This window comes from Mesorhizobium sp. M0152 (assembly GCF_040322415.1).
GTDB lineage: Bacteria > Pseudomonadota > Alphaproteobacteria > Rhizobiales > Rhizobiaceae > Mesorhizobium.
In genome coordinates, this window is record NZ_JAMYTH010000013.1 from 1 (window position 1) to 19,802 (window position 19,802).

Annotated in this window: 21 protein-coding genes; 13 read left to right on the forward strand and 8 right to left on the reverse strand. The window is 63.4% G+C overall.

The features are described from left to right. Positions 1-102: 102 nt before the first annotated feature. The 3 genes from NKJ26_RS15255 to NKJ26_RS15265 all read right to left on the reverse strand — a co-directional run bounded on the left by NKJ26_RS15255 (position 103) and on the right by NKJ26_RS15265 (position 2,171). Positions 103-276: a hypothetical protein gene (locus tag NKJ26_RS15255; RefSeq protein ID WP_352600706.1), complete on the reverse strand. Its 174-nt coding sequence runs from the start codon at positions 274-276 to the stop codon at positions 103-105. A gap of 91 nt (positions 277-367) precedes the next feature. Next, complete coding sequence (locus tag NKJ26_RS15260) at positions 368-1,366, reverse strand: ABC transporter permease (protein ID WP_352600708.1); 999 nt, start codon at positions 1,364-1,366, stop codon at positions 368-370. Between the two features lie 61 nt (positions 1,367-1,427). Then, entirely contained in the window at positions 1,428-2,171 is a 744-nt protein-coding gene (locus NKJ26_RS15265; RefSeq protein ID WP_352600710.1) for an ATP-binding cassette domain-containing protein, read from the reverse strand. Between the two features lie 455 nt (positions 2,172-2,626). Between NKJ26_RS15265 and NKJ26_RS15270 the strand changes: the two genes are divergently transcribed. Together NKJ26_RS15270 and NKJ26_RS15275 are read left to right on the forward strand one after the other, a co-directional pair. Next, entirely contained in the window at positions 2,627-3,616 is a 990-nt protein-coding gene (locus tag NKJ26_RS15270; RefSeq protein ID WP_352600712.1) for a sugar-binding protein, read from the forward strand. A gap of 200 nt (positions 3,617-3,816) precedes the next feature. Next, the gene (locus NKJ26_RS15275) at positions 3,817-4,596 is read left to right on the forward strand and encodes a FadR/GntR family transcriptional regulator (protein ID WP_352600872.1); all 780 of its coding nucleotides are present in this window, start codon (positions 3,817-3,819) and stop codon (positions 4,594-4,596) included. Positions 4,597-4,690: 94 nt separating this feature from the next. On the opposite strand, the gene NKJ26_RS15280 is transcribed toward NKJ26_RS15275, so the two are convergent. Next, positions 4,691-5,629, reverse strand: coding sequence for an NAD(P)-dependent oxidoreductase (locus NKJ26_RS15280; protein ID WP_352696032.1), 939 nt, complete (start codon positions 5,627-5,629; stop codon positions 4,691-4,693). A 119-nt stretch (positions 5,630-5,748) separates the two neighbouring features. On the opposite strand from NKJ26_RS15280, the gene NKJ26_RS15285 reads away from it, so the two are divergent. Together NKJ26_RS15285 and NKJ26_RS15290 are read left to right on the forward strand one after the other, a co-directional pair. Continuing rightward, positions 5,749-6,645 carry an NAD-dependent epimerase/dehydratase family protein gene (locus NKJ26_RS15285; protein ID WP_352696033.1) on the forward strand — a complete coding sequence of 299 codons (897 nt, stop codon included), beginning with the start codon at positions 5,749-5,751 and terminating at the stop codon, positions 6,643-6,645. 102 nt (positions 6,646-6,747) lie between these two features. After that, on the forward strand, positions 6,748-7,524 hold the full coding sequence (locus tag NKJ26_RS15290) for a FadR/GntR family transcriptional regulator (RefSeq protein WP_352600874.1): 777 nt from the start codon (positions 6,748-6,750) through the stop codon (positions 7,522-7,524). Positions 7,525-7,552: 28 nt separating this feature from the next. Here the strand turns inward: NKJ26_RS15290 and NKJ26_RS15295 are convergent, their stop codons facing one another. Beyond that, entirely contained in the window at positions 7,553-7,789 is a 237-nt protein-coding gene (locus NKJ26_RS15295; protein ID WP_502903113.1) for a DUF3175 domain-containing protein, read from the reverse strand. A gap of 224 nt (positions 7,790-8,013) precedes the next feature. Here NKJ26_RS15295 and NKJ26_RS15300 point away from each other — a divergent pair, with 224 nt between their 5' ends. The 7 genes from NKJ26_RS15300 to NKJ26_RS15330 all read left to right on the forward strand — a co-directional run bounded on the left by NKJ26_RS15300 (position 8,014) and on the right by NKJ26_RS15330 (position 16,023). Then, entirely contained in the window at positions 8,014-9,243 is a 1,230-nt protein-coding gene (locus NKJ26_RS15300; protein WP_352696034.1) for an MFS transporter, read from the forward strand. Between the two features lie 177 nt (positions 9,244-9,420). Further along, on the forward strand, positions 9,421-10,449 hold the full coding sequence (gene gntR, locus NKJ26_RS15305) for an HTH-type transcriptional regulator GntR (RefSeq protein WP_352696035.1): 1,029 nt from the start codon (positions 9,421-9,423) through the stop codon (positions 10,447-10,449). Between the two features lie 307 nt (positions 10,450-10,756). Then, the gene (locus tag NKJ26_RS15310) at positions 10,757-11,884 is read left to right on the forward strand and encodes a sugar ABC transporter substrate-binding protein (RefSeq protein ID WP_352696036.1); all 1,128 of its coding nucleotides are present in this window, start codon (positions 10,757-10,759) and stop codon (positions 11,882-11,884) included. 80 nt (positions 11,885-11,964) lie between these two features. Continuing rightward, positions 11,965-13,512, forward strand: coding sequence for a sugar ABC transporter ATP-binding protein (locus NKJ26_RS15315; protein WP_352696037.1), 1,548 nt, complete (start codon positions 11,965-11,967; stop codon positions 13,510-13,512). After that, on the forward strand, positions 13,509-14,489 hold the full coding sequence (locus tag NKJ26_RS15320) for an ABC transporter permease (protein ID WP_352696038.1): 981 nt from the start codon (positions 13,509-13,511) through the stop codon (positions 14,487-14,489). Before NKJ26_RS15315 ends, NKJ26_RS15320 begins: the two co-directional genes overlap by 4 nt. After that, positions 14,486-15,472, forward strand: coding sequence for an ABC transporter permease (locus tag NKJ26_RS15325; protein ID WP_352696039.1), 987 nt, complete (start codon positions 14,486-14,488; stop codon positions 15,470-15,472). The genes NKJ26_RS15320 and NKJ26_RS15325 overlap by 4 nt, the downstream gene beginning before the upstream one ends. A 68-nt stretch (positions 15,473-15,540) precedes the next feature. Continuing rightward, a complete protein-coding gene (locus tag NKJ26_RS15330; protein ID WP_502903114.1) occupies positions 15,541-16,023 on the forward strand; it encodes a gluconokinase in 483 nt (160 codons plus the stop codon). Here the strand turns inward: NKJ26_RS15330 and NKJ26_RS15335 are convergent. The 3 genes from NKJ26_RS15335 to NKJ26_RS15345 form a co-directional block, all read right to left on the reverse strand. Then, positions 16,018-17,163 carry a hypothetical protein gene (locus tag NKJ26_RS15335; protein WP_352696041.1) on the reverse strand — a complete coding sequence of 382 codons (1,146 nt, stop codon included), beginning with the start codon at positions 17,161-17,163 and terminating at the stop codon, positions 16,018-16,020. The two genes, NKJ26_RS15330 and NKJ26_RS15335, sit on opposite strands and share 6 nt — an antisense overlap. Positions 17,164-17,173: 10 nt before the next feature. After that, on the reverse strand, positions 17,174-17,623 hold the full coding sequence (locus NKJ26_RS15340) for an RrF2 family transcriptional regulator (RefSeq protein ID WP_013530871.1): 450 nt from the start codon (positions 17,621-17,623) through the stop codon (positions 17,174-17,176). Between the two features lie 247 nt (positions 17,624-17,870). Further along, positions 17,871-18,857, reverse strand: a complete 987-nt coding sequence (locus NKJ26_RS15345; RefSeq protein ID WP_352696042.1) for a sulfate ABC transporter substrate-binding protein — start codon at positions 18,855-18,857, stop codon at positions 17,871-17,873. A 268-nt stretch (positions 18,858-19,125) separates the two neighbouring features. On the opposite strand from NKJ26_RS15345, the gene NKJ26_RS15350 reads away from it, so the two are divergent. Further along, positions 19,126-19,398 carry an antitoxin gene (locus NKJ26_RS15350; RefSeq protein WP_352696043.1) on the forward strand — a complete coding sequence of 91 codons (273 nt, stop codon included), beginning with the start codon at positions 19,126-19,128 and terminating at the stop codon, positions 19,396-19,398. Further along, positions 19,398-19,796, forward strand: coding sequence for a type II toxin-antitoxin system VapC family toxin (locus NKJ26_RS15355; protein WP_352600876.1), 399 nt, complete (start codon positions 19,398-19,400; stop codon positions 19,794-19,796). The genes NKJ26_RS15350 and NKJ26_RS15355 overlap by 1 nt, the downstream gene beginning before the upstream one ends. Positions 19,797-19,802 lie beyond the last annotated feature (6 nt).

Sequence of the window (19,802 nt, forward strand, 5' to 3'; positions counted from 1 at the left end):
CAAGGGCAAGCGTAAACTCGCGACCTGGGACACCGACTACCTCATGGCCGCACTCCAAGCCCGTTAACCTGGACTCGTTGCCCTGTGTGGGGGAGGCGTTCGTCATGAGCCGCGCGGGTGGATTTTCAGACTGAACGATAGGTGTTGGAACGGAAGATCGTTCTTTTGATCCATCTGCACATTTACGGCTAAATCCGAGGGCTGGCGCCGCCCGTCATTCGCCTGCCGGCGTTCGTCGTTCGAAAAGCCAAGCAATTGGCTTTTCGTCCACTGCATGGACCACTCCTCACCTCCCTGTATGGTGACGGGAGAAGGACGCCTTGTCCGGATGAGGGGCGGCGCTAGCGCATCCTTGGATGCTTGGGCGTCAATCGCTGCGCCTGAAATTGCGGATACGGTCGAACAGCACTGCCATCAGGATGGCGCCGCCGATGAAGGTGCCTTGCCAGAAGGCATTGATGCCGAGCAGGCCGAGGCTGTTGCGGATCACCTCGATCAGCGCCGCGCCGACAATGGCGCCGAAGGCGGTGCCGACGCCGCCGGCCAGATTGGCGCCGCCGATGACGGTGGCTGCGATCACCTGCAATTCCATGCCGGTGCCGAGATTGGTGGTGACGGCGCCCAGCCATCCGGTCTGAATGATGCCGGCAATGCCCGCCGAAAGCGCCGAGATCATGTAGACCGCGACCTTGATCTGGCGCACCGGAACACCGGTCAGCGTCGCCGCATGCTCGTTGCCGCCGATGGCGAAGATGTGACGGCCGAACCTGGTCCAGCGCAGAATGAAGCCGGTGATCAGCGCCAGAAGGATCATGTACAGCACCGGATTGGCGATGCCGAATACCCAGGCGCCGCCGCCCAGCGCCAGCAACTTGTCGTGGTCCGGCCCGAACTGGAAGACGACCGTGTTGTTGGAGGCGACCATGGCCAGGCTGCGGGCAATGGACAGCATGCCGAGCGTCACCACGAAGGGCGGAAAGCCGAGATAGGCGATCAGGACGCCGTTGAAGGCGCCGATGACGAGCGCGGTGGCAACCGTGGCCAGTATGCCGACCTCGATCGAATAGCCAGCATGCATGGTGACGGCCAGCACCATCGAACACAGGCACAGCACCGAGCCGACCGACAGGTCGATGCCGCCGGTGATGATGACGAAGGTCATGCCGAGCGCGACGATGGCGACGAAGGTGATGTTGCGGGTGATGTTGTAGAGGTTCTTCGAGGTGGCGAAGGCGTCGGTGGCGAACGACAGGAAAATACAGGCCAAAATGACGGCGATCACCACCCAGAAAGTCTGACTGGAGAATATCCGCGACAGGAGGGTGTGCTGTTTCTGCGCGATCGTCTGGTCAAGTGTGACTGCCATTATCGACCTTTCCTGCCGGCGGCGATGCCGCCCGGCGCGGTGAAATCCGGGTGCTTGCTGGTCATGCTACCTGCTCGATGGCGCCGGTGATGAGCCCTGTGACTTCCTCGGGTGAGCTCGAGGCGATCGTCTTGTCGGCGACTTTCCTGCCGCGCCGCATGACGATGACGCGATCGGCGACGTCGAAGACGTCGGGCATGCGGTGGCTGATCAGCACGACGGCGATGCCCTGGTCGCGCAGATGGCGGATCAGGTTGAGCACCTCGGCGACCTGCCTGACCGAGATCGCCGCCGTCGGTTCGTCCATCAGCACGATCTTGGCTTGCGACAGCATGGTGCGGGCGATCGCCACCGCCTGGCGCTGGCCGCCCGACATCTGCTTGACCAGGTCGCGCGGGCGGGTCTCGGACTTCAGCTCGGCGAAGATCTGGCCGGCGCGCTTGTACATCGCGGCATAATCGAGGATGCGGAACGGGCCGACGCCCTTGCGCAGCTCGCGGCCGAGATAGACGTTGGCCGCCGCGGTCAAATTGTTGCAGAGCGCAAGATCCTGGTGGACGATCTCGATGCCGTGCTGGCGCGCTTCGACCGGCTTGTGCAGGATCAACTCCTTGTCGTCCATGCGCATCGTGCCGTGGCTCTGGCGGAAATTGCCCGCGATCATCTTCACCAACGTCGACTTGCCGGCGCCGTTGTCGCCCATCAGGCCGACGACTTGTCCGGGTTCGATCGATAGCGACACGTCGTTGACCGCCTGGATGGCGCCGAAATGCTTCGAGATATTGGTGAGTTCGAGAACCGCCACCAGCCTTTTGCCTCCCTGCCTGGCCATGCGCCGAAGACGGGCGCCAGCTCCTGTTCGCGCTTCCCAGATCCTCCCGGAAACAGCGATGCCTCTTTTACGCAAATGGCCATGCGGGCGTCAATTGTCTGATGAATAAGAATGTGCAATTGTCGGACGAATGGGGCGGGACCGTCAGGAAAAATCTGTTTTGTAGGACAAATAGCATTGACGTTGGCGGCAAGCCGTTATTAGCTGAATATCGGAGGAAGACGTGCCGGCCCTGACGCCACTGTGGTGACGCAACCGGCTACGAGATTATCGATCGTGCGGGCGCATTGCCGGCCGGTCGCATCTGGAAATGCTTATCGGCCTGGCTTGGCGGCACGAGCACTCGCGTAACGAGTTCTGTCACCTCGCATTCAGCCGGTTTGTGTGGCGGGCACGCCGTGCTCGTCTGTTTCAAAGGGAGGACTGACATGAGGAAAACAGTTTTGCTTGCCGCCGTCGCCGCCATGGCGCTGGGCGCCGGGCCGGCCTTGGCCAAGAAGCAACTCGTCATCGTGGTGAAAGGTCTCGACAATCCGTTCTTCGAGGCCATCCACCAGGGTTGCGAAAAGTGGAACAAGGAAAACGCCAGCTCGGAATATGAGTGCTTCTATACCGGTCCGGCATCGACTTCGGACGAGGCCGGCGAGGCGCAGATCGTCCAGGACATGCTGAGCAAGGCCGACACCGTGGCGATGGCGATTTCGCCGTCCAACGCGCCGCTGATCGCGCAGACGATCAAGACCGCCAATCCGACCATCCCGATCATGACCCTCGACGCGGATCTCGCCAAGGAAGATGCGGCGCTGCGCAAGACCTATCTCGGCACCGACAACTACCTGATGGGCCACAAGATCGGTGAGTACATCAAGAAGGCCAAGCCGAATGGCGGCACGATCTGCACCATTGAGGGCAACCCGGCGGCCGACAACATCCTGCGCCGCGCGCAAGGCATGCGCGATGCGCTGACGGGCAAGGAAGGCGTCGCGACACTTGCCGGCGAAGGCGGTTGGACCGAGGTCGCCGGCTGTCCGGTGTTCACCAACGACGACGGTGCCAAGGGCGTGCAGGCGATGACCGACATTCTTGCCGCCAATCCCAAGCTCGATGCGTTCGGCATCATGGGCGGGTGGCCGCTGTTCGGTGCGCCGCAGCCCTATCGCGATCTGGTCGGACCGCTCAAGGACAGGCTGGCCAGCAATGACTTCGTCATCGGTGCCGCCGACACGATCGGCGACGAGGTGGCGATCGCCAAGGACGGCCTCGTCACCGCACTGGTCGGCCAGCGGCCGTTCGAAATGGGCTACAAGGCTCCGTCGGTGATGATCGACCTGGTCGAGGGCAAGAAGGTCGACGATCCGGTCTTCACCGGCCTCGACGAATGCACCAAGGACACGGTCGACACCTGCATCCAGAAGTAGGTCTCGTTCCGGGGCGCCCGTCCTAAGGGGCCACGCCCCTTATACAAATTAACCGGGGAACCCATCTTTCGGGGCAGCGGCGCCGGCTATCGTTAGCCCGCAGTTCGGATTTTCGGCGACGGGATCGGCGGACCCGACAGTTCCGGACAGGGCCCGGAACAGACATGGCCGACGCATTGGGCCGACGCATTGGAACGTGGATGCCGGACGCGAAATCAGAGAAACAAGCCAGCCAGGCCAAGGCACAAGCCAGCCGCAGTCCGGCAGTGCGCCGGGCAGATGCCCCGCACTTCCCAGGGTCGAGCGTGCATGCCTCGCTGGCCAGCGAGATTGGTCTCAGGATCGTGCGCGGCGACTATCCGCCGGGAACCATCCTGCCCAACGAAGCCAAATGGTCGGAAACCTTCAATGTTAGCCGCTCGGCGGTGCGCGAAGCGATAAAGATGCTGATGGCCAAGAGCCTGCTCGCCTCACGGCCGAAAATCGGCAGTTGGGTCGAACCCAGGGAGCGCTGGAACCTGCTCGATCGCGACGTGCTTGCCTGGTATGCGACCGCGCCCGACCGAGAAACGTTCCTGCGCACCGTGCAGGAGTTCCGCCATATCATCGAGCCGGAAGCTTCCGCCTTTGCCGCGGTGCGGCGCAGCGACGAGCAGATGGCCGAGATCAGCCTGGCCTGCCGCGAAATGGGCGAGGCGGCCAGCCTGCCGGAGCGCATCCGCGCCGACACGCGTTTTCACCTGGCCATCCTGCGGGCGTCGGGCAACGATCTTCTGGTGCCGCTCGGCGTGCTGATCGAGTCCGCACTCGACCACCTCTTCATCTTCACGACGCGCCAGGTCGGCGACCAGCGGCGGGCGCAGAAGCTGCACGAGGCGATCGAGAAGAACATCCGCCTGCGGCGACCCGCCGCGGCGCGCAGCGCCGTCCACAAGCTGCTCGCCGACACCGATGACGGGATCGGGCGCTCAACGCGGTAGTTGGCGACAGTTCATATGCTAGACTGGCGCTACCTCACCGGGGAGTTGCCGACAGGGGGGCGGCGCCGACCGGGGCGGTTAGCAGAACTGCCCCTCAAATCGTCTGCTTCTTTCCGTCCTTCGTCGGCATCAGGTCGACGCCGTTGACCTTGCCGATATGCGTCGCCAGCATCGGCACGAATTGTTCCGCGGGACCGGTGGCGTGGGCACCGGCGAAAGCGTTCTTGGTGGCATTGCCGAGCGGGTTGGCGATGCCGGCCGCACCCGCCATCGACTCCAGATAGGTCAGGTCCTTGAAGGCGTTGGCGATGGTGAATTTGTGGGCGTCGCGGTCGCCTTCCAGCGTCCAGCGCATGAAGGTCTGGTAGAAGCCGCAATCCATGCGACCGTTGCGGATGACGCTGTCGAAGCGCGGTGGCGAGATGCCAACCTTCTCAGCTAGCGCCAACGCTTCGGAATAGAGTGCTGCGTAGCCGAGCGAGATGAAATTGTTGAGCAGTTTCATGCGGTGGCCATCGCCGGTGTCGCCGATATGGACAATGCGGCCGGCCCAGGTTTCGATCACCGGCTTCACCCTGGCAAAGACGGCGTCGGGCGCGCCGACCATGGCGTCGAGCGTGCCTTCCCAGGCCTCCTTCGGCGTGCGGCTCAGCGGCGCGTCGACATAGTCGATGCCGAGCGCCTTGAGTTCGGCTGCAAGCGCAACGGTCGAGACCGGATCGGAGGTCGAGCAATCGATGACGACCGAGCCCTTCTTCAAGCCTTCCCTGAGGCCGGCGGGGCCGCGGATGATGGCCTCGACCTCACGCGAGCCGGTGACGCAGATGAAGACGATTTCCGATGCCGCCGCGACGTCGCGTGACGTCGGCGCTTCCCTGGCGCCCCGGCCAAGCAAGTCCTCCGCCGGTTTGCGGTTCCTGCGGCCGAGAAAGGTCAGGGCGTAGCCCTTGTCGACGATGTTCTTGGCGATGCCATGCCCCATCAGGCCAAGGCCGATGAAGCCGATCGTCTCGCGCGGGGCAGTCGTGCTCATGCTGTGTGTCCTGTTTTACGATTATCGATAATGCCGCCGCTGTTTTAGCCGTACGCGGTTGCGGAATGCAATGTTGTCTGACAATACACATGGATCCCAGCGACTTCGTGGAGGCCAGAATGACGAAACGGATCATGTTCACCGGCGGCAGCGGCAAGGCCGGGCGCCATGTCGTGCAATATCTGGTGGAGCAGGGCTGCCAGGTGCTCAACATCGACACCAAGCCGCTCGACAATCCCAAGGTGCGCACCCTGATCACCGACATCACCGATAGCGGGCAGGTGTTCAACGCATTGTCGAGCTATATGGGCCTGCACGAATTCGATCCGTCGCTGCGTCCCCAGCCGGTCGATGCGGTGGTGCATTTCGCCGCCATACCGCGCATCATGATCACGCCCGACAACGAGGTGTTCCGCATCAATGCGCTTGGCACCTACAATGTCATCGAGGCAGCGGTGAAGCTCGGCATCCGCAAGGTGATCATCGCCTCCAGCGAGACGACCTACGGGCTGGTGTTCGCCAACGAACCGCGCGACCCCCACTATTTTCCGCTCGACGAGGAGTATGACGTCGATCCGATGGACAGTTATGCGCTGTCCAAGGTCGTCAACGAGAAGACGGCACGCGCCTTCGCGCAGCGCAATGGCACCGACATCTATGCCTTGCGTATCGGCAACGTCATCGAGCCGCATGAATATTCGCTGTTCCCGAAATGGTTCGCCGATCCCGGTTTCCGCAAGCGCATCGCCTGGAGCTATATCGATGCGCGCGACCTCGGCCAGATCACGCTACGCGCCGTCGAGAAGGATGGGCTGGGTTACCAGGTCTTCAACGCCGCCAATGACGATACCTCGTCAGACCTGCCGACGGCCGAACTCCTGAGGCGGTTCTATCCCGGCGTGCCGGTCAAGACCGAACTCGGCGACTTCGAGACACTGCTGTCGAACCGCAAGGCGCGGGATCTGCTTGGTTTCCGCCCGGAGCACAGCTGGCGCAAATACGTCAAAAATGGCTGACGCCGGGAGCGGATCGGGTTGATCTGTGCACAGCGGGCGGCTTTGCGCGTCAAGCCGCTCGCCGCGCTTGACAGCTTCGTGAAACCGGACTTTCTGGAGTTCATGCGGGACGCGAAGCCGAACAAGGAAGAATCGCCGCCGAAAGCGGCAGGCACCGAGCGCCCGACGGGAGTTCGCCGGCCCGACGCGGCCCGCATTCCCGGTGCCAACGTGCACACGTCGCTGGCCAGCGAGATTGGTCTGCGGATCGTGCGCGGCGATTATCCACCCGGCACCATCCTTCCCAACGAAGCCAAGTGGTCGGAGACCTTCAGCGTCAGCCGCTCGGCGGTGCGCGAGGCGATCAAGATGCTGATGGCCAAGAGCCTGCTGGCGTCGCGCCCCAAGATCGGCAGTTGGGTCGAGCCGAAGGAGCGCTGGAACCTGCTGGACCGCGATGTGCTGGCCTGGTACGCGACGTCGCCGGACCGCGAAGTGTTCCTGAAGACCGTGCAGGAGTTCCGCCATATCATCGAGCCGGAAGCGGCTGCCTTTGCCGCCATGCGGCGGACCGACGAGCAGATGGCCGAGATCAGCCAGGCCTGCCGCGAAATGGGGGAGGCGGCGAGCCTCCAGGAGCGCACGCGCGCCGACACGCGCTTTCACCTCGCCATCCTGCGGGCCTCGGGCAACGACCTGCTGGTGCCGCTTGGCGTGCTGATCGAATCCGCCTTCGATCATCTTTTCGCCTACACCACGCGGGCCGTGGACGATCTCAACCATGCACAGAAGCTGCATGAGGCGATCGAGAAAACCATCCGCCTGCAGCGCCCCGACGCCGCGCGCGCGGCGGTGCGCAAGCTGCTGGCCAACACCGACGGCGTGATCAGGTCACGGTAGCGAGCCCATCGTTTGCGGCATGGCCGCGCTAATCTTCCTTCTGCCGGCCGAAAGCGACGCGCAACTCGTCCTTGGCGTCCTCAAGCACTTGCTTGCGCTTGGCGGGCAGGTTCTTGCCGGCTCGGTTGATGTAGAAATTCAGCATCGACATGGCGGACTGGAACGGCTCGGCCTTGCGGCGATGGCTGTGCTCGGCGGAGCGCTTGAGAGAGGCGGCGATCTTCCTCGCGTCGTCGGACTCGAAGACGTGTTCCTCCAAATCCATCGCGTTGCTGTGCTCGGTCACCTCGGCCGACCATTTTTTCCTGGCGGCGGTCACGGCTGGACTCCTTTGCGGGTTTTCCCGTTGAAAACTCCGCAGTCTGGCGTCGGTTCCCGCCTGGTTCTGGAACCACGGATTTGCCCAATGTGGCGCTGCTGCGCTCCAGGAATCCGCCGATAGTGGCCGAAACGGCAGCCGATCTCCGAGACCGCCGACAGGAAACGCCCTTGACCCGAACCGACATCAGCCGGCCTGCCCCCGGCATCGACAGCGGCTATGCCTGGCTGCGGCTTGCCATCTCGATCCTGCTGGCGACGATCGGTGCCGTCGGCATGTGGGCCGTCGTCGTGGTGCTGCCCGCCGTGCAGGCCGAGTTCGGCGTCGACCGCGCCGCGGCCTCGATGCCCTACACCGCGACCATGGTCGGCTTCGCCGCCGGCAACGTGCTGGTCGGCCGCGCCATCGATCGCATTGGTTATTGGATCCCGGCGCTGCTGTCCTCGGTCGCGCTCGCCGCCGGCCTCCTGCTCGCGGCGCTATCGACCTCGATCCTGCAATTCACCCTTGCCCAAGGGGTGCTGATCGGTGTCGGCACCTCGGTGATCTTTGGCCCTTTGATCGCCGATATCTCGCACTGGTTCAACCGCCGGCGCGGTGTCGCGGTGACCGCGGCCGCGGCCGGCAACTATCTCGCCGGAGCGTTCTGGCCAACCATCATGCCGACGCTGATGAACGCGGAAGGCTGGCGTTTCACGTATGCGGCCATCGGTGTCTTCTGCCTGGTCACCATGGTGCCGCTGGTGCTGATGCTGCGGCGCGGCGCTCCGGTCGCGGCCGCCGCCGGCTCGCCGGGAAGCCGGCCCGTGCACTCGATCTCGCTGTCTCCGGTGGCGCTGCAAGTGCTGCTGATCGTCGCCGGCCTCGGCTGCTGCGTGGCGATGTCGATGCCGCAGGTGCACATCGTCGCCTATTGCATGGATCTCGGCTACGGCATGGCGCATGGCGCCGACATGCTGTCGATCATGATGGCGGCGGGCGTCGTCAGCCGGCTTGCCTCGGGCTTTCTCGCCGATCGTATCGGCGGCGTGAAAACCCTGCTCATCGGTTCGGTGCTGCAATGCCTGTCGCTGCTGTTTTACATCCCGTTCGACGGGCTCGTCTCGCTCTATGTCGTGTCGCTGGTGTTCGGCCTGTCGCAAGGCGGCATCGTGCCTTGCTATGCGATCATCGTGCGCGAATACATGCCGGCGAAAGAGGCCGGCCAGCGTATCGGCATCGTCATGATGGCGACCATCTTCGGCATGGCGATCGGTGGCTGGATGTCTGGCTGGATCTACGACCTGACCGGCTCCTATGCCGCGGCGTTCCTCAACGGCATTGCCTGGAACCTGCTCAACATACTGGCGATCGGGCTGTTGCTGTGGAAGGCGAGAGGCCGCGCCGCGGCGATGGCTTGAGGCCCTGCTTGCTGCATTGCGGTCGGCCGCTCGGCTTGACAACCACCCAAGGCTGCGCGACGCCAGTAGGCGAGCGGGTGCGGCAACAGGCCGGTCTGGCATGGCGACAATGGCAAAGACGCTGAACATGGTTTTGCGAGCGGATAGCGGTTTCGGTCCGCCGCGTGGACTATATTCTTGATCAAGCCGCGCTCGCGCCGGGGCGGCGGCCGCCCGACCATTGCCGATGTCGCGCGCAAGGCCGGCGTCGGCGCCATCACGGTGTCGCGCGCGCTGCGTGATCCCGGCCGCGTCTCGGAGGAATTGCGCCGCCAGATCGAGGCCGCCGTCGACGAACTCGGCTATGTTCCGGACCCCAATGCGCGGGCACTGGCGTCGGCGCGCGCCGAAGTGTTCGGCGTCCTGGTGCCTTCGCTCACCAACAACGTCTTTGCCGAGGTGTTGCGCGGCATCTATGACAGCCTGTCGGACAGCCCGTTCCGCATCCAGCTTGGCAACACCCATTATTCCGGCATCGAGGAAGAGCGGCTGCTGCAGGTGTTCGCGCCACAGCGGCCGGCGGCACTGATCGTGGCCGGGATCGACCAGACGCCGACCTCGCGGAAGTTGCTGGAAAATGCAGGCTGCCCGGTGGTTCAGGTGATGGAGACCGGGTCCGATCCCGTCGACATGATGGTCGGCTTTTCGCATCTCGACGGCGGCAGGACGGCGACCGAGCATCTGATCGAGGCGGGTTACCGGCGCATAGGCTTCATCGGCGCGCGCATGGACCCGCGTTCGCAGCGCCGCCTTGCCGGCTACCGCGCGGCGATGGACAAGGCCGGTCTGTTCGATCCGCGTTTGGTCACCACCACGCCTGTCCTGTCCAGCGTATCGCTCGGGCGCGAACTGTTTCGCGACGCGCTGGCCAAGATGCCGACGCTGGACGGCGTGTTCTGCAACAATGACGACATCGCGCTCGGTGTGCTGTTCGAATGCCATCGCGCCTCGATCGACGTACCGAAAACGATCGGCATCGTCGGCTTCAACGACCTCGACATGATGCAGGTGGCCTTTCCCTCGGTCACCAGCATCCGCACCCCTCGCTACGAGATCGGCCGGCAGGCGGTGGCCATGGCACTGGCGGCGATCGCCGGCGACAGGCCGGAACAGCGGGTCGTTGACCTGGGCTTTGAACTCAAGCGCCGCGAGAGCACGGCGCGTTGAACACGGGTTTCGAGCCGGTGAAATGACGCTTTACAGGGCTTGATGGTAGCGCTACCATTTTTCCTGCCCGGAACCGGGGGGTGGCTGGTCAGAGCCTGTTTATTATACATAAGCGACAGAATGCGCTTGTCGATTATGGATAATATGATAGTTTTAGCTTTCGCTTGAAGAACGACGAAGGAGGGGATCAGGTCGGCGACCAGCCGCTTGGAAATGCACGGGTAGGCTAAGGCTGGAGGGGCTTTGCCAAACGTTTGAACCGAAGCACAGCGAACAATAATCAGAACTGCAACTGGGAGGAATATCGATGATCAAGTCACTTATCGGTGGCATCGTTGCCGCCACTGCATTCGTCATGTTGAATTCATCTGCGATTGCCGCGGGCCCTGAAGTCGTCAAGGGTCCGGCTGCCGAGCCTGATTGCTTCGCGCCTTGGGCCGCCGATACGCAGTTCTTCAAATTCCCCAAGAAGGCCGGCCCATACCGTATCGCGCTCGCCAATGGCTACATCGCCAACACATGGCGCATCCAGATGGTGCAGACTGCGAAGGCCTATGCGGCACAGAAGGACGTCGCCGCGAAGCTGAAGGAATTCAAGGTCGTTTCAACCGGCGAGGATGTGCCGGCGCAAATCTCGGCGATCAACAACTTCATCGATTCCGGCTACGACGCGATCGTCGTCAACGCGCAGAATCCGACGGCCTTTGGACCAGTGATCAAGCGCGCCAAGGCAGCCGGCGTGGTGCTGGTTGCCTTCGACAATATTCTCGACACCAAGGATGCCATCAACGTCAACGTCGACCAGAAAGGGCTTGGCGAATTGTGGGGCAACTGGCTGATCAAGCATGTGCCGAACGGCGGGAAAGTGCTTGAAGTGCGTGGTGTTGCCGGTACATCGGTCGACACCGACCGTCACAACGGCATCCACGAGGCTCTCGACGCTTCCGGCAAGAAGTGGGAGGTCACCGAAGTCGTCGGCAAGTGGGATGACGGCGTGGCACAGAAGGCTTCGGCCGATGCCATCGCCACCAATGGCCCCTTCGACGGCGTCACCGGACAGGGCGGCGACACCGGCATCGTGCAGGCGATGATCGACGCCAAGCAGCCTTTCGTGCCGTTCGGTGGCGAAACGGAAAACGGTTTCCGCAAATTCTGCGCCGCTCATGCCGCGGACGGGCTGAAATGCTCGTCGGCCGGTACCGGCCCGGCGCAGGTGGCGGTCGCCATCAAGACGGCGATCTCGGCACTCGAAGGCAACGTCGTGCCGCAGTCGGTCAAGCTGCCGCTGGCGATCGTCGAGGATCCGAACTTCAAGGCAGGTCAGGATTTCTTCCCCGATCAGTCCGACAATTTCTTCGTAGGCAATTCCTTCCCGACTTGCGGCATCAATTTCACCGCGCAGGAAATCATGGGCCAGACCAAGGCTGACCAATAGGCTGCATAGCCGGCGCCGCGGGATCTCCAGCGGCGCCGGTCCTTCGTATCCCAAGTAGTCAAAGTGCCTCGGGAGGGCCGATGGACGGTGCGGTTCCGCTCTTCCGGATGGAAGGCATATCCAAGCGCTATGGCGGTGTTCGTGCGTTGGAAAAGGCCGAACTTTCGGTCACGTCCGGCAGCATTCACGCTGTCCTCGGCGAAAACGGCGCTGGCAAATCGACGCTGATCAAGGTCATGGCGGGCGTGGTGGCGCCCGACGAGGGCCGCATGATGCTGGACGGACACGAGGTGACCTTTGCCTCGCCGGGTGCCGCTAACAAGGCCGGCATCGTCTGCATCTTCCAGGAACTGTCGCTCATCCCCGAGCTCAGCGTCGCCGACAACATCGTCATTTCCGACCCGCCCAAACGTTTCGGCATGATCGACCGCAAGGCGCAGCGCCGCATCGCCGAGGACGCGCTGGCGCGAGCCGGCGCATCCGACATTCATCCGCTGGCGCTGGTCAAGGACCTGCCGCTGTCGCGCCGGCAGATGGTCGAAATCGCCAAGGCCTTGGCCCGCAAGCCGCGCATTCTGATCCTCGACGAGGCGACCTCGGCGCTGACGGCAGCGGATGTCTCCAAGATATTTGGCGTGCTGAAACGGCTACGCTCGGAAGGGCTGGCGCTGCTCTACATCTCGCACCGGATGAACGAGATCGCGGAGCTTGCCGACCAGTGCACGGTTTTCCGCAACGGGCGCAACGTCGCCAGCTACAAGGCCGGCTCGAAGAGCGACAATGAGGTGGTCGAATTGATGATCGGCCGCGAATACAGCCATATCTTTCCGTCCAAGCCGGCGCAGGCACCTGCCGGCGCCACCCCCAGGCTCGAGGCCCGCAAGCTCTCCTGGGCCGACCGGCTGCACGACATCTCGCTGACCGTCAGGGCAGGCGAGGTGGTCGGTCTCGGCGGCCTCGACGGCCAGGGCCAGCGCGAGCTGCTGCTTGCGTTCTTCGGCGTGCTGCGCGGCCTGTCCGGCCAGGTCCTGATCGACGGCAAGCCGGTGGCGATCGCCAGTCCCGCCGCCGCGCGGGAGGACGGTATCGGCATGGCGCTCATTCCCGAGGACCGCAAGACCGAAGGCCTGATGCTGCCGATGACGGTGCGCGAGAACCTGTCCTTCGCGGCACTCGACAGGCTGTCGAAAGGCGGCATCATCGACCGCGCCGCGGAGCAGCGGCTGATCGACGACATGGTCGGCCTGCTGGCCATCAAGACGGCGGGTCTCGACATTCCGGTCGGCGCGCTGTCGGGCGGCAACCAGCAGAAGGTGGTCATCGCCAAATGGCTGATGCGCCAGCCGCGCATCATCCTGCTCAACGACCCGACGCGCGGCATCGATGTCGGCACCAAGCAGGAACTTTATCAATTGATGCGCAAGCTGGCGGACGCGGGCGCCGCGATCCTGTTCTATTCGACCGATTACGACGAGCTGATCGGCTGCTGCGACCGCGTGCTCGTGCTCTATGACGGGGCGGTCAAGCGCGAGCTGGTCGGCGCCGAGATCACCGAGCGGGCGCTGATATCGAGCGCGCTCAACATCCATGGCGAGGAGAGCCCGGTGGGCCTGGGAGCAGACGCGTGAAGGATTGGCGCTACTGGCTGGCCGAGCAGCGAGGAACCCTGCTGGCGCTTGGCATCTTCATCGTCATGTTCGTCATCTACACCTCGAACCATCCGGCCGGCTTTACCGCCAATGTCGTGCAGACGGCGGCGAACAAGGGAGTGCTGCTCGCCTTTGTCGCCATGGCGCAGACGCTGGTGGTGATCACCGCCGGCATCGACCTCTCTGTCGGCATGATCTTCCTGCTCACCAACTGCCTGGCGTCCTGGCTGGTGGTCGGCACGCCGATGCAGACGACGCTTGGCGTGCTGGCCGTGCTCGCGGTCGGCCTGCTGTGCGGGGCGATCAATGGAGCCATCGTCATCTATGGACGGCTGCAGCCGATCGTCGCCACCATAGCGACGGGCACCGTCTATTACGGCATCGGCCTCCTGCTGCGGCCTTTCCCGGGCGGTTCGGTCAACGAGGATCTGGCCGACGCATTGACCGGACGCGTGTTCGACGTGGTGCCGGCGAGCCTCGTCGCGCTGCTGGCCATCGTGCTGGCGATCTGGGTACCGTTCAGCCGCTCGGTGCTCGGCCGTGCGGCTTATGCGGCGGGGTCGTCGGAAACGGCGGCCTACATGTCCGGCGTGCCGATCCGGCGCGGCAAGTTCGCTGCCTACACATTGGCTGGGCTGCTGGCGGCGATCGGCGGCCTGTTCCTGACCTTCTTCACCTATACTGGCGAGGCGGCCTATGCCAGCGGCAACGCCTACACGCTGTTCTCGATCGCCGCCGTGGTGCTGGGCGGCGTCTCGCTGTTCGGTGGCAAGGGCAGCGCCATCGGCGCGATCTTCGGCGCGCTCGCCTTCCGCACCATCGGCGATCTCCTGTTCGTCTTCGATTTCGATCCGCTCTGGCAGCCGCTGTTCCAGGGGGTTATCCTTCTGGTCGCCGTCAGTCTCGGCGCCTTCGCCCTGTTTCGTGTTCGTAATCGGCTGGAGTGGTTCCTGTGAGCGAAACGACATTTGGCGGCATTGCCGGCCGCATGCCCAGGTTTATCCGCCGCGCCGACCCGGCGGTGCTGACCGCCTTTGCGTGCATCGTGCTGCTGTTGTTGCTGGGCAGCCTCTATTCGCGCAGCTTCCTGTCGCCTGAATATCTCTTGCAGCAGCTCAAGGTAGCCTCGTTTCTCGGCGTCATCGCCACCGGCATGATGCTGGTCGTCCTGCTCGGCCAGATTGACTTGTCGGTGCCGTGGTCGGTGGCGGCGGGTGCTATGATGGCTTGCGCCGCGGCCGCCTACGGTCCCGCCGGCGTGGTGCTGGCCATCCCGTTCGGCATCTTCTGCGGCGTGCTGATCGGCATCGTCAACGGCATCGGGGTCGCTTATCTGCGCATCCCCTCGATGATCATCACGCTTGCCACAAACGCCGTCGCGCAGGGCCTGATGGTGGTCTATACCGGCGGCTTCTCGCCACAGGATTCGGCGACCGGCGCGATGCGTTATCTGGCGACCGGCTTTGCCATTCCGGGCGTGCCCAATGCGGTCATCATCTGGGCGTTGATAGGCGCGGCGATGGTGTTCGTGCTGACCCGCACCGGCTTCGGCCGCACCGTCTACGGCATCGGCAACCGCGAACGCGCCGCCTATCTCTCCGGCATCGACACGCGGCGTGTGGTAATGATCGCCTTCGCCGTGTCCGGAGGGCTCTCCGCCTTTGGGGGCGTGCTTCTGGCCGGCTATGCCTCCAAGGCGGCGCAGTCGATGGGCGATGCCTATCTCCTGCCGTCGATCGCCGCCGTCGTGCTTGGCGGCACCTCGATCCTCGGCGGGCGAGGCTCCTATCTCGGTACGGTGGCCGGCGTCATCCTGATCACGCTCCTGCAATCCATCCTGTCGGTCATGCAGATGCCGGAAGCGGGCCGGCAGATCATCTATGGCGTCGTCATCGTCGCCATGCTGCTGCTCTACGGCCGCGCGCCGGCGAGCCGCTGATCGTGGGCGAAGAGACATCACAGGCGCCGGCGGGCGCCCCGGGCTCGCTACCTCCAGCCATCGTGGTGATGGGCGTCGCCGGCTGCGGCAAGTCCGCGGTCGGCGTTGCGCTGGCTGCGGCGCTGGGCGCGGTCTTCATAGAGGGCGACCGGCTGCACCCGCCCGAAAACGTCGCGCGCATGGCCAGCGGCGCGCCGCTGACCGATCAGTTGCGCGAAGGCTGGCTGGACGCGATCGGCGAGCGCATCGTGGCGTCGGTGGGGCAGGGGCAAGGCGTGGTTGCCGCCTGTTCGGCGCTGAAACGCGGCTATCGCGAGCGCTTGCGCGGCTTTTGCCGGGACATCGCCTTCCTCTATCTGGAAATCGATCCTGCCACGGCCAGCCAGCGCGTCGGCAATCGCAAGGGCCACTTCATGCCGGCAAGCCTTGTCGACAGCCAATTCGCCATCCTCGAGCCGCCGGCACAGGATGAGCGGGCGTTGACGCTCGACGCAAGGCTCCCGGTCGCCGAACTCGTCAGCGACGCGGGGCGGCTGCTGCGGCGCTTATGAGGCTTCACCACCAGTGGCCGGACCGGCACTCCGAAACTCGGTCAGCCGCTGGCGACCGGACCACACCAGCAATTGCTCGGGATAAAGCTTCAGCGCCTCCAGCAACTGGTCGCGCTTGAGCAGGATGTAGCGCGACAGCAGCACCATGTTCTTGGCTCCGTCCGGGGCCATGCCCGCTTCAGTCACGCTCGTCGCCGGCAGCAGTTCGGGACTGACGACAGCGAGGTAGTCGCGGAAGGGAACCGTCTCGAAGGTCGACATCGCAAATAGGGCCGCCTTGCCCCTGGCCGCGAAATTCGCCGGCGCGGAAGCCAGATGGGTCCAGCCGCTCCCGCCTATCGCCACCTCCGCAAAGGTCGAACCGGCATGGATGGTGTTGGTCATCAGCACCACGCCGTTCTCTTTCAGGATCTTGCGGATGCGAATGGTGACCTGATAGGCGTCGTCGCGATCGAAGACGATGCGGCTCTTCAGATAGCGGTTCTCGACATCGACCATCGGCCTGTTCAGGAAACGCATGCCGAATGCCGTTTCGGAAACTCCGTGCGTGTTGACGCTCACCTGATGCGCGGCGATGCCAGCCTCGTGCAGAGCGCGCTTGCCGATGATGGTCTGGGCGGTGAACTGGTCGCACCAGATGATGGCTCCATGGCCCCTTTCCAGGGCTGACCGCAGCCCCTCGAACCCCTCCAGCCGGATCGTCGGCGCCCAGCGGCCGGCGGCTACGTGCGCGGCAAGCAGCAGATGGCGGCGATGGCGCGCCGCGAGCAAGGCCTCGAACAGCTTGCGCGCATCGATGCCGTCACCGAGGACGGCGCGCGTGGCGGCGGCGTAACCCGAAAATTCCTTGAGCAGGTGGCGCTTCAGGCGGAACTTGGACACCCGATCGCAGATCGGAGCCCACCAGCGAACCGGCAGCGCCGCCGCTACGGCAAGATAGAAAACGGCAAGCGGGCCTTCGCGAAGATCCCGCTTCGAAAATCTGCGAAACCTGGCGGGGCGCACGACTTTGCGGCTAAAGAAGCGTACGCTCTCGGCCCGTTCCGGCACCAAGATATCGGCAATGATTTCGGTCTGGAAACTGGCCGCGGAGGGCGGTTTGCGGGCTTTTCGGGATTTCGCGAACCTCGACAGCCTCATGCATCCAGCTCTAGATCTGAGATGTCAATTCAACCGGGAAATCATCATTGTCGGCGTCGCGCATGGCGGCGAGGCTGCGGTTGTCCAGCACCTCGGCGATCGCCTGGCGCACCTCCAGCATCATGTGCCGGACCTGGCACGTCGCCTCGTCGCAATCCTCGCATCGCTGATATTGTGTGCGGCTGGCGCAAGGGATGGGCGCCAGCGGCCCGTCGAGCACGCGCACGACATGGCCGATCTTGATCTCGGAAGCCGGGCGGGCGAGGCGGTAGCCGCCTTCCTTGCCCTTGCGGCTCTGGACAAAGCCCGCATTGCGCAGCTCCCCCAGAATGGCATCGAGGAATTTCTTGGGGATGTTGTTGGCGACCGCGATGTCGTTGACGAATGCCAATTGGCCAGCGGGAAGCCCGGAAAGATGCACGAGGGCCTTGAGGCCGTATTTGCCTTTTTTTGTCAGCATGCCCGAGTCAACCCATTAAAGCCCCAACCACCCGCATCTGGCGGCTGTTTGTGTGCAAATAATGACGGTTTGATCGCGCGATGATATTTCGCGAAAACAAGCCACCAGATGGCACGTTAGGCACAAACGCGTTGATTCTTTGTAACGTTTTGCGCGTCGGGAGCCGGATTTCCTATGTCTGGCTGCAAGAACGAAGAAAACCGGCTCATTGCCGGCTTTCTGATCTGTTCATCGAACCGCGGAAAGTTTACCGGCTGCCATAGGTCTGGTCGAGCAGGCCGCCAGCGGCAAAATGCTCCTTCTGCACCTTGCCCCAGCCCCCGAACACGTTTTCCACCGTCAGCAGGCGGACCTCGGGGAAGTCGGCCTTGTACTTGGCGGCCACAGTCGCGTCACGCACCCGGTTGCCGTTCTGGGCAAGAATGTCCTGGCCTTCGGGGGTGTACAGGAAATCGAGATAGGTCTTGGCGAGATCACGTGTGCCATGCGCGTCGGCGACCTTGTCGACGATTGCCACCGGGAATTCGGCGAGCAGACTGACCGAAGGTGTGACCTGCTCGAACTTGTCGCTGCCATACTCCTTGCGGATGCCGCGTGTTTCGGATTCGAAGGTGATCAGCACATCGCCGATCTCTCGCTGCACGAAGGTGGTGGTCGCGGCGCGCCCGCCAGTGTCGAAGATCGGCACGTTGTTGAACAGCTTGGTAATGAATTCCTTCACCTTGGCGTCGTCGCCCTTGAAGGCTTCCTTGGCGTAGGCGGTTGCCGCCAGGTAAGTATAGCGCGCATTGCCGGAGGTTTTAGGATTGGGGAAGATCACCTGCACGTCGTCACGCACGAGATCGTTCCAGTCCTTGATGTGCTTGGGATTGCCGGCGCGCACCAGGAAGGACGGCAGCGAATAGAAGGGCGAGGCGTTGTCGGGGAAATTCTTCTGCCATTCGGCGGAAACGAGACCCTTCTTGACCAGGAAGTCGATGTCGGTGACCTGGTTGAAGGTGACGACATCGGCGCCAAGGCCCTCGGCGATGGCGCGCGCCTGCGCCGAAGTGCCGGCATGCGACTGATCAATGGTTACGCCCGGGTGACCTGCGATGAAGGCCTTGTTGACCTGGGCGAACAGTTCACGGCCGACGTCGTACGAGGCATTGAGCAATTTGTCGGCCGACCAGGCTTGGGAGGATGCGAGGAACAGGCCGGCGACGGTGGCAACGCCAAGGATAAATCGCTTCATGAAAACAGGCTCCGATGCAATGTGCTTTACCACTCAAGCATAGCCGTGCTGGATCGTGCCCGACGAGGCATGCACAGCGGCCCCACAATCCACCACGAGAAAAAATGTTGCCGAAGCGGCCGATTGTTAGGATTTTCTTCCACGCTGTTGGGCGCCTTGGCGGCGGCATCCGCGTGCACCAGCCGTTCCAAGGCCATGTATAGGCAAAAGGATTGCATCGCGATGCTGCACGGCATATACAAATGGCATATACAAAGGAGTCGTTGCCATGTCCCAGCATAGTCATTCGACAACGCCACCGAAGGAAGCGAAGCTGTTCCGCAACAATCGAAGCCAGGCGGTGCGCATCCCTGTCGAGTTCGAGCTTCCCGGCGAAAAGGTCCTGATCAGCCGCGAAGGTGACCGCCTGGTCATCGAGCCGGTTCGCAAACTCGGTCTCGCCGCGCTGCTCGCTCAATGGGCGAAAGAGCCGCCGCTTGGTCCTGAAGACGACTTCCCCGAGATCGATGACGCGCCGGTCAGATCCGAGGACATTTTTTGATGCGCTTCATGTTGGACACCAACATTATCAGCGACATGATCCGAAATCCCGCCGGCAAAGCCGCCAGCGCATTGGCACGCGAAGGCGAGGCTGCCGTGTGCACCAGCATCGTGGTGGCTTCGGAACTGCGATATGGCTGCGCAAGAACTGGATCGGCCAAGCTGCACAAGAAGATCGAGGAGTTGCTGGCCGAGATTCCGGTCCTGCCGCTCGATGTGCCTGTGGATGCCGAGTACGGCGCACTTCGCGCTGAACTGGAAGCTAGGGGCCAGACCATCGGCCACAATGATCTCTTTATTGCTGCCCATGCCTGCGCACTTGGCACTACGCTGGTGACCGCCAACACGAGTGAGTTCAACCGGATCAAGGGCCTTAAGGTCGAGAACTGGCTGGCGTAGCCTCGA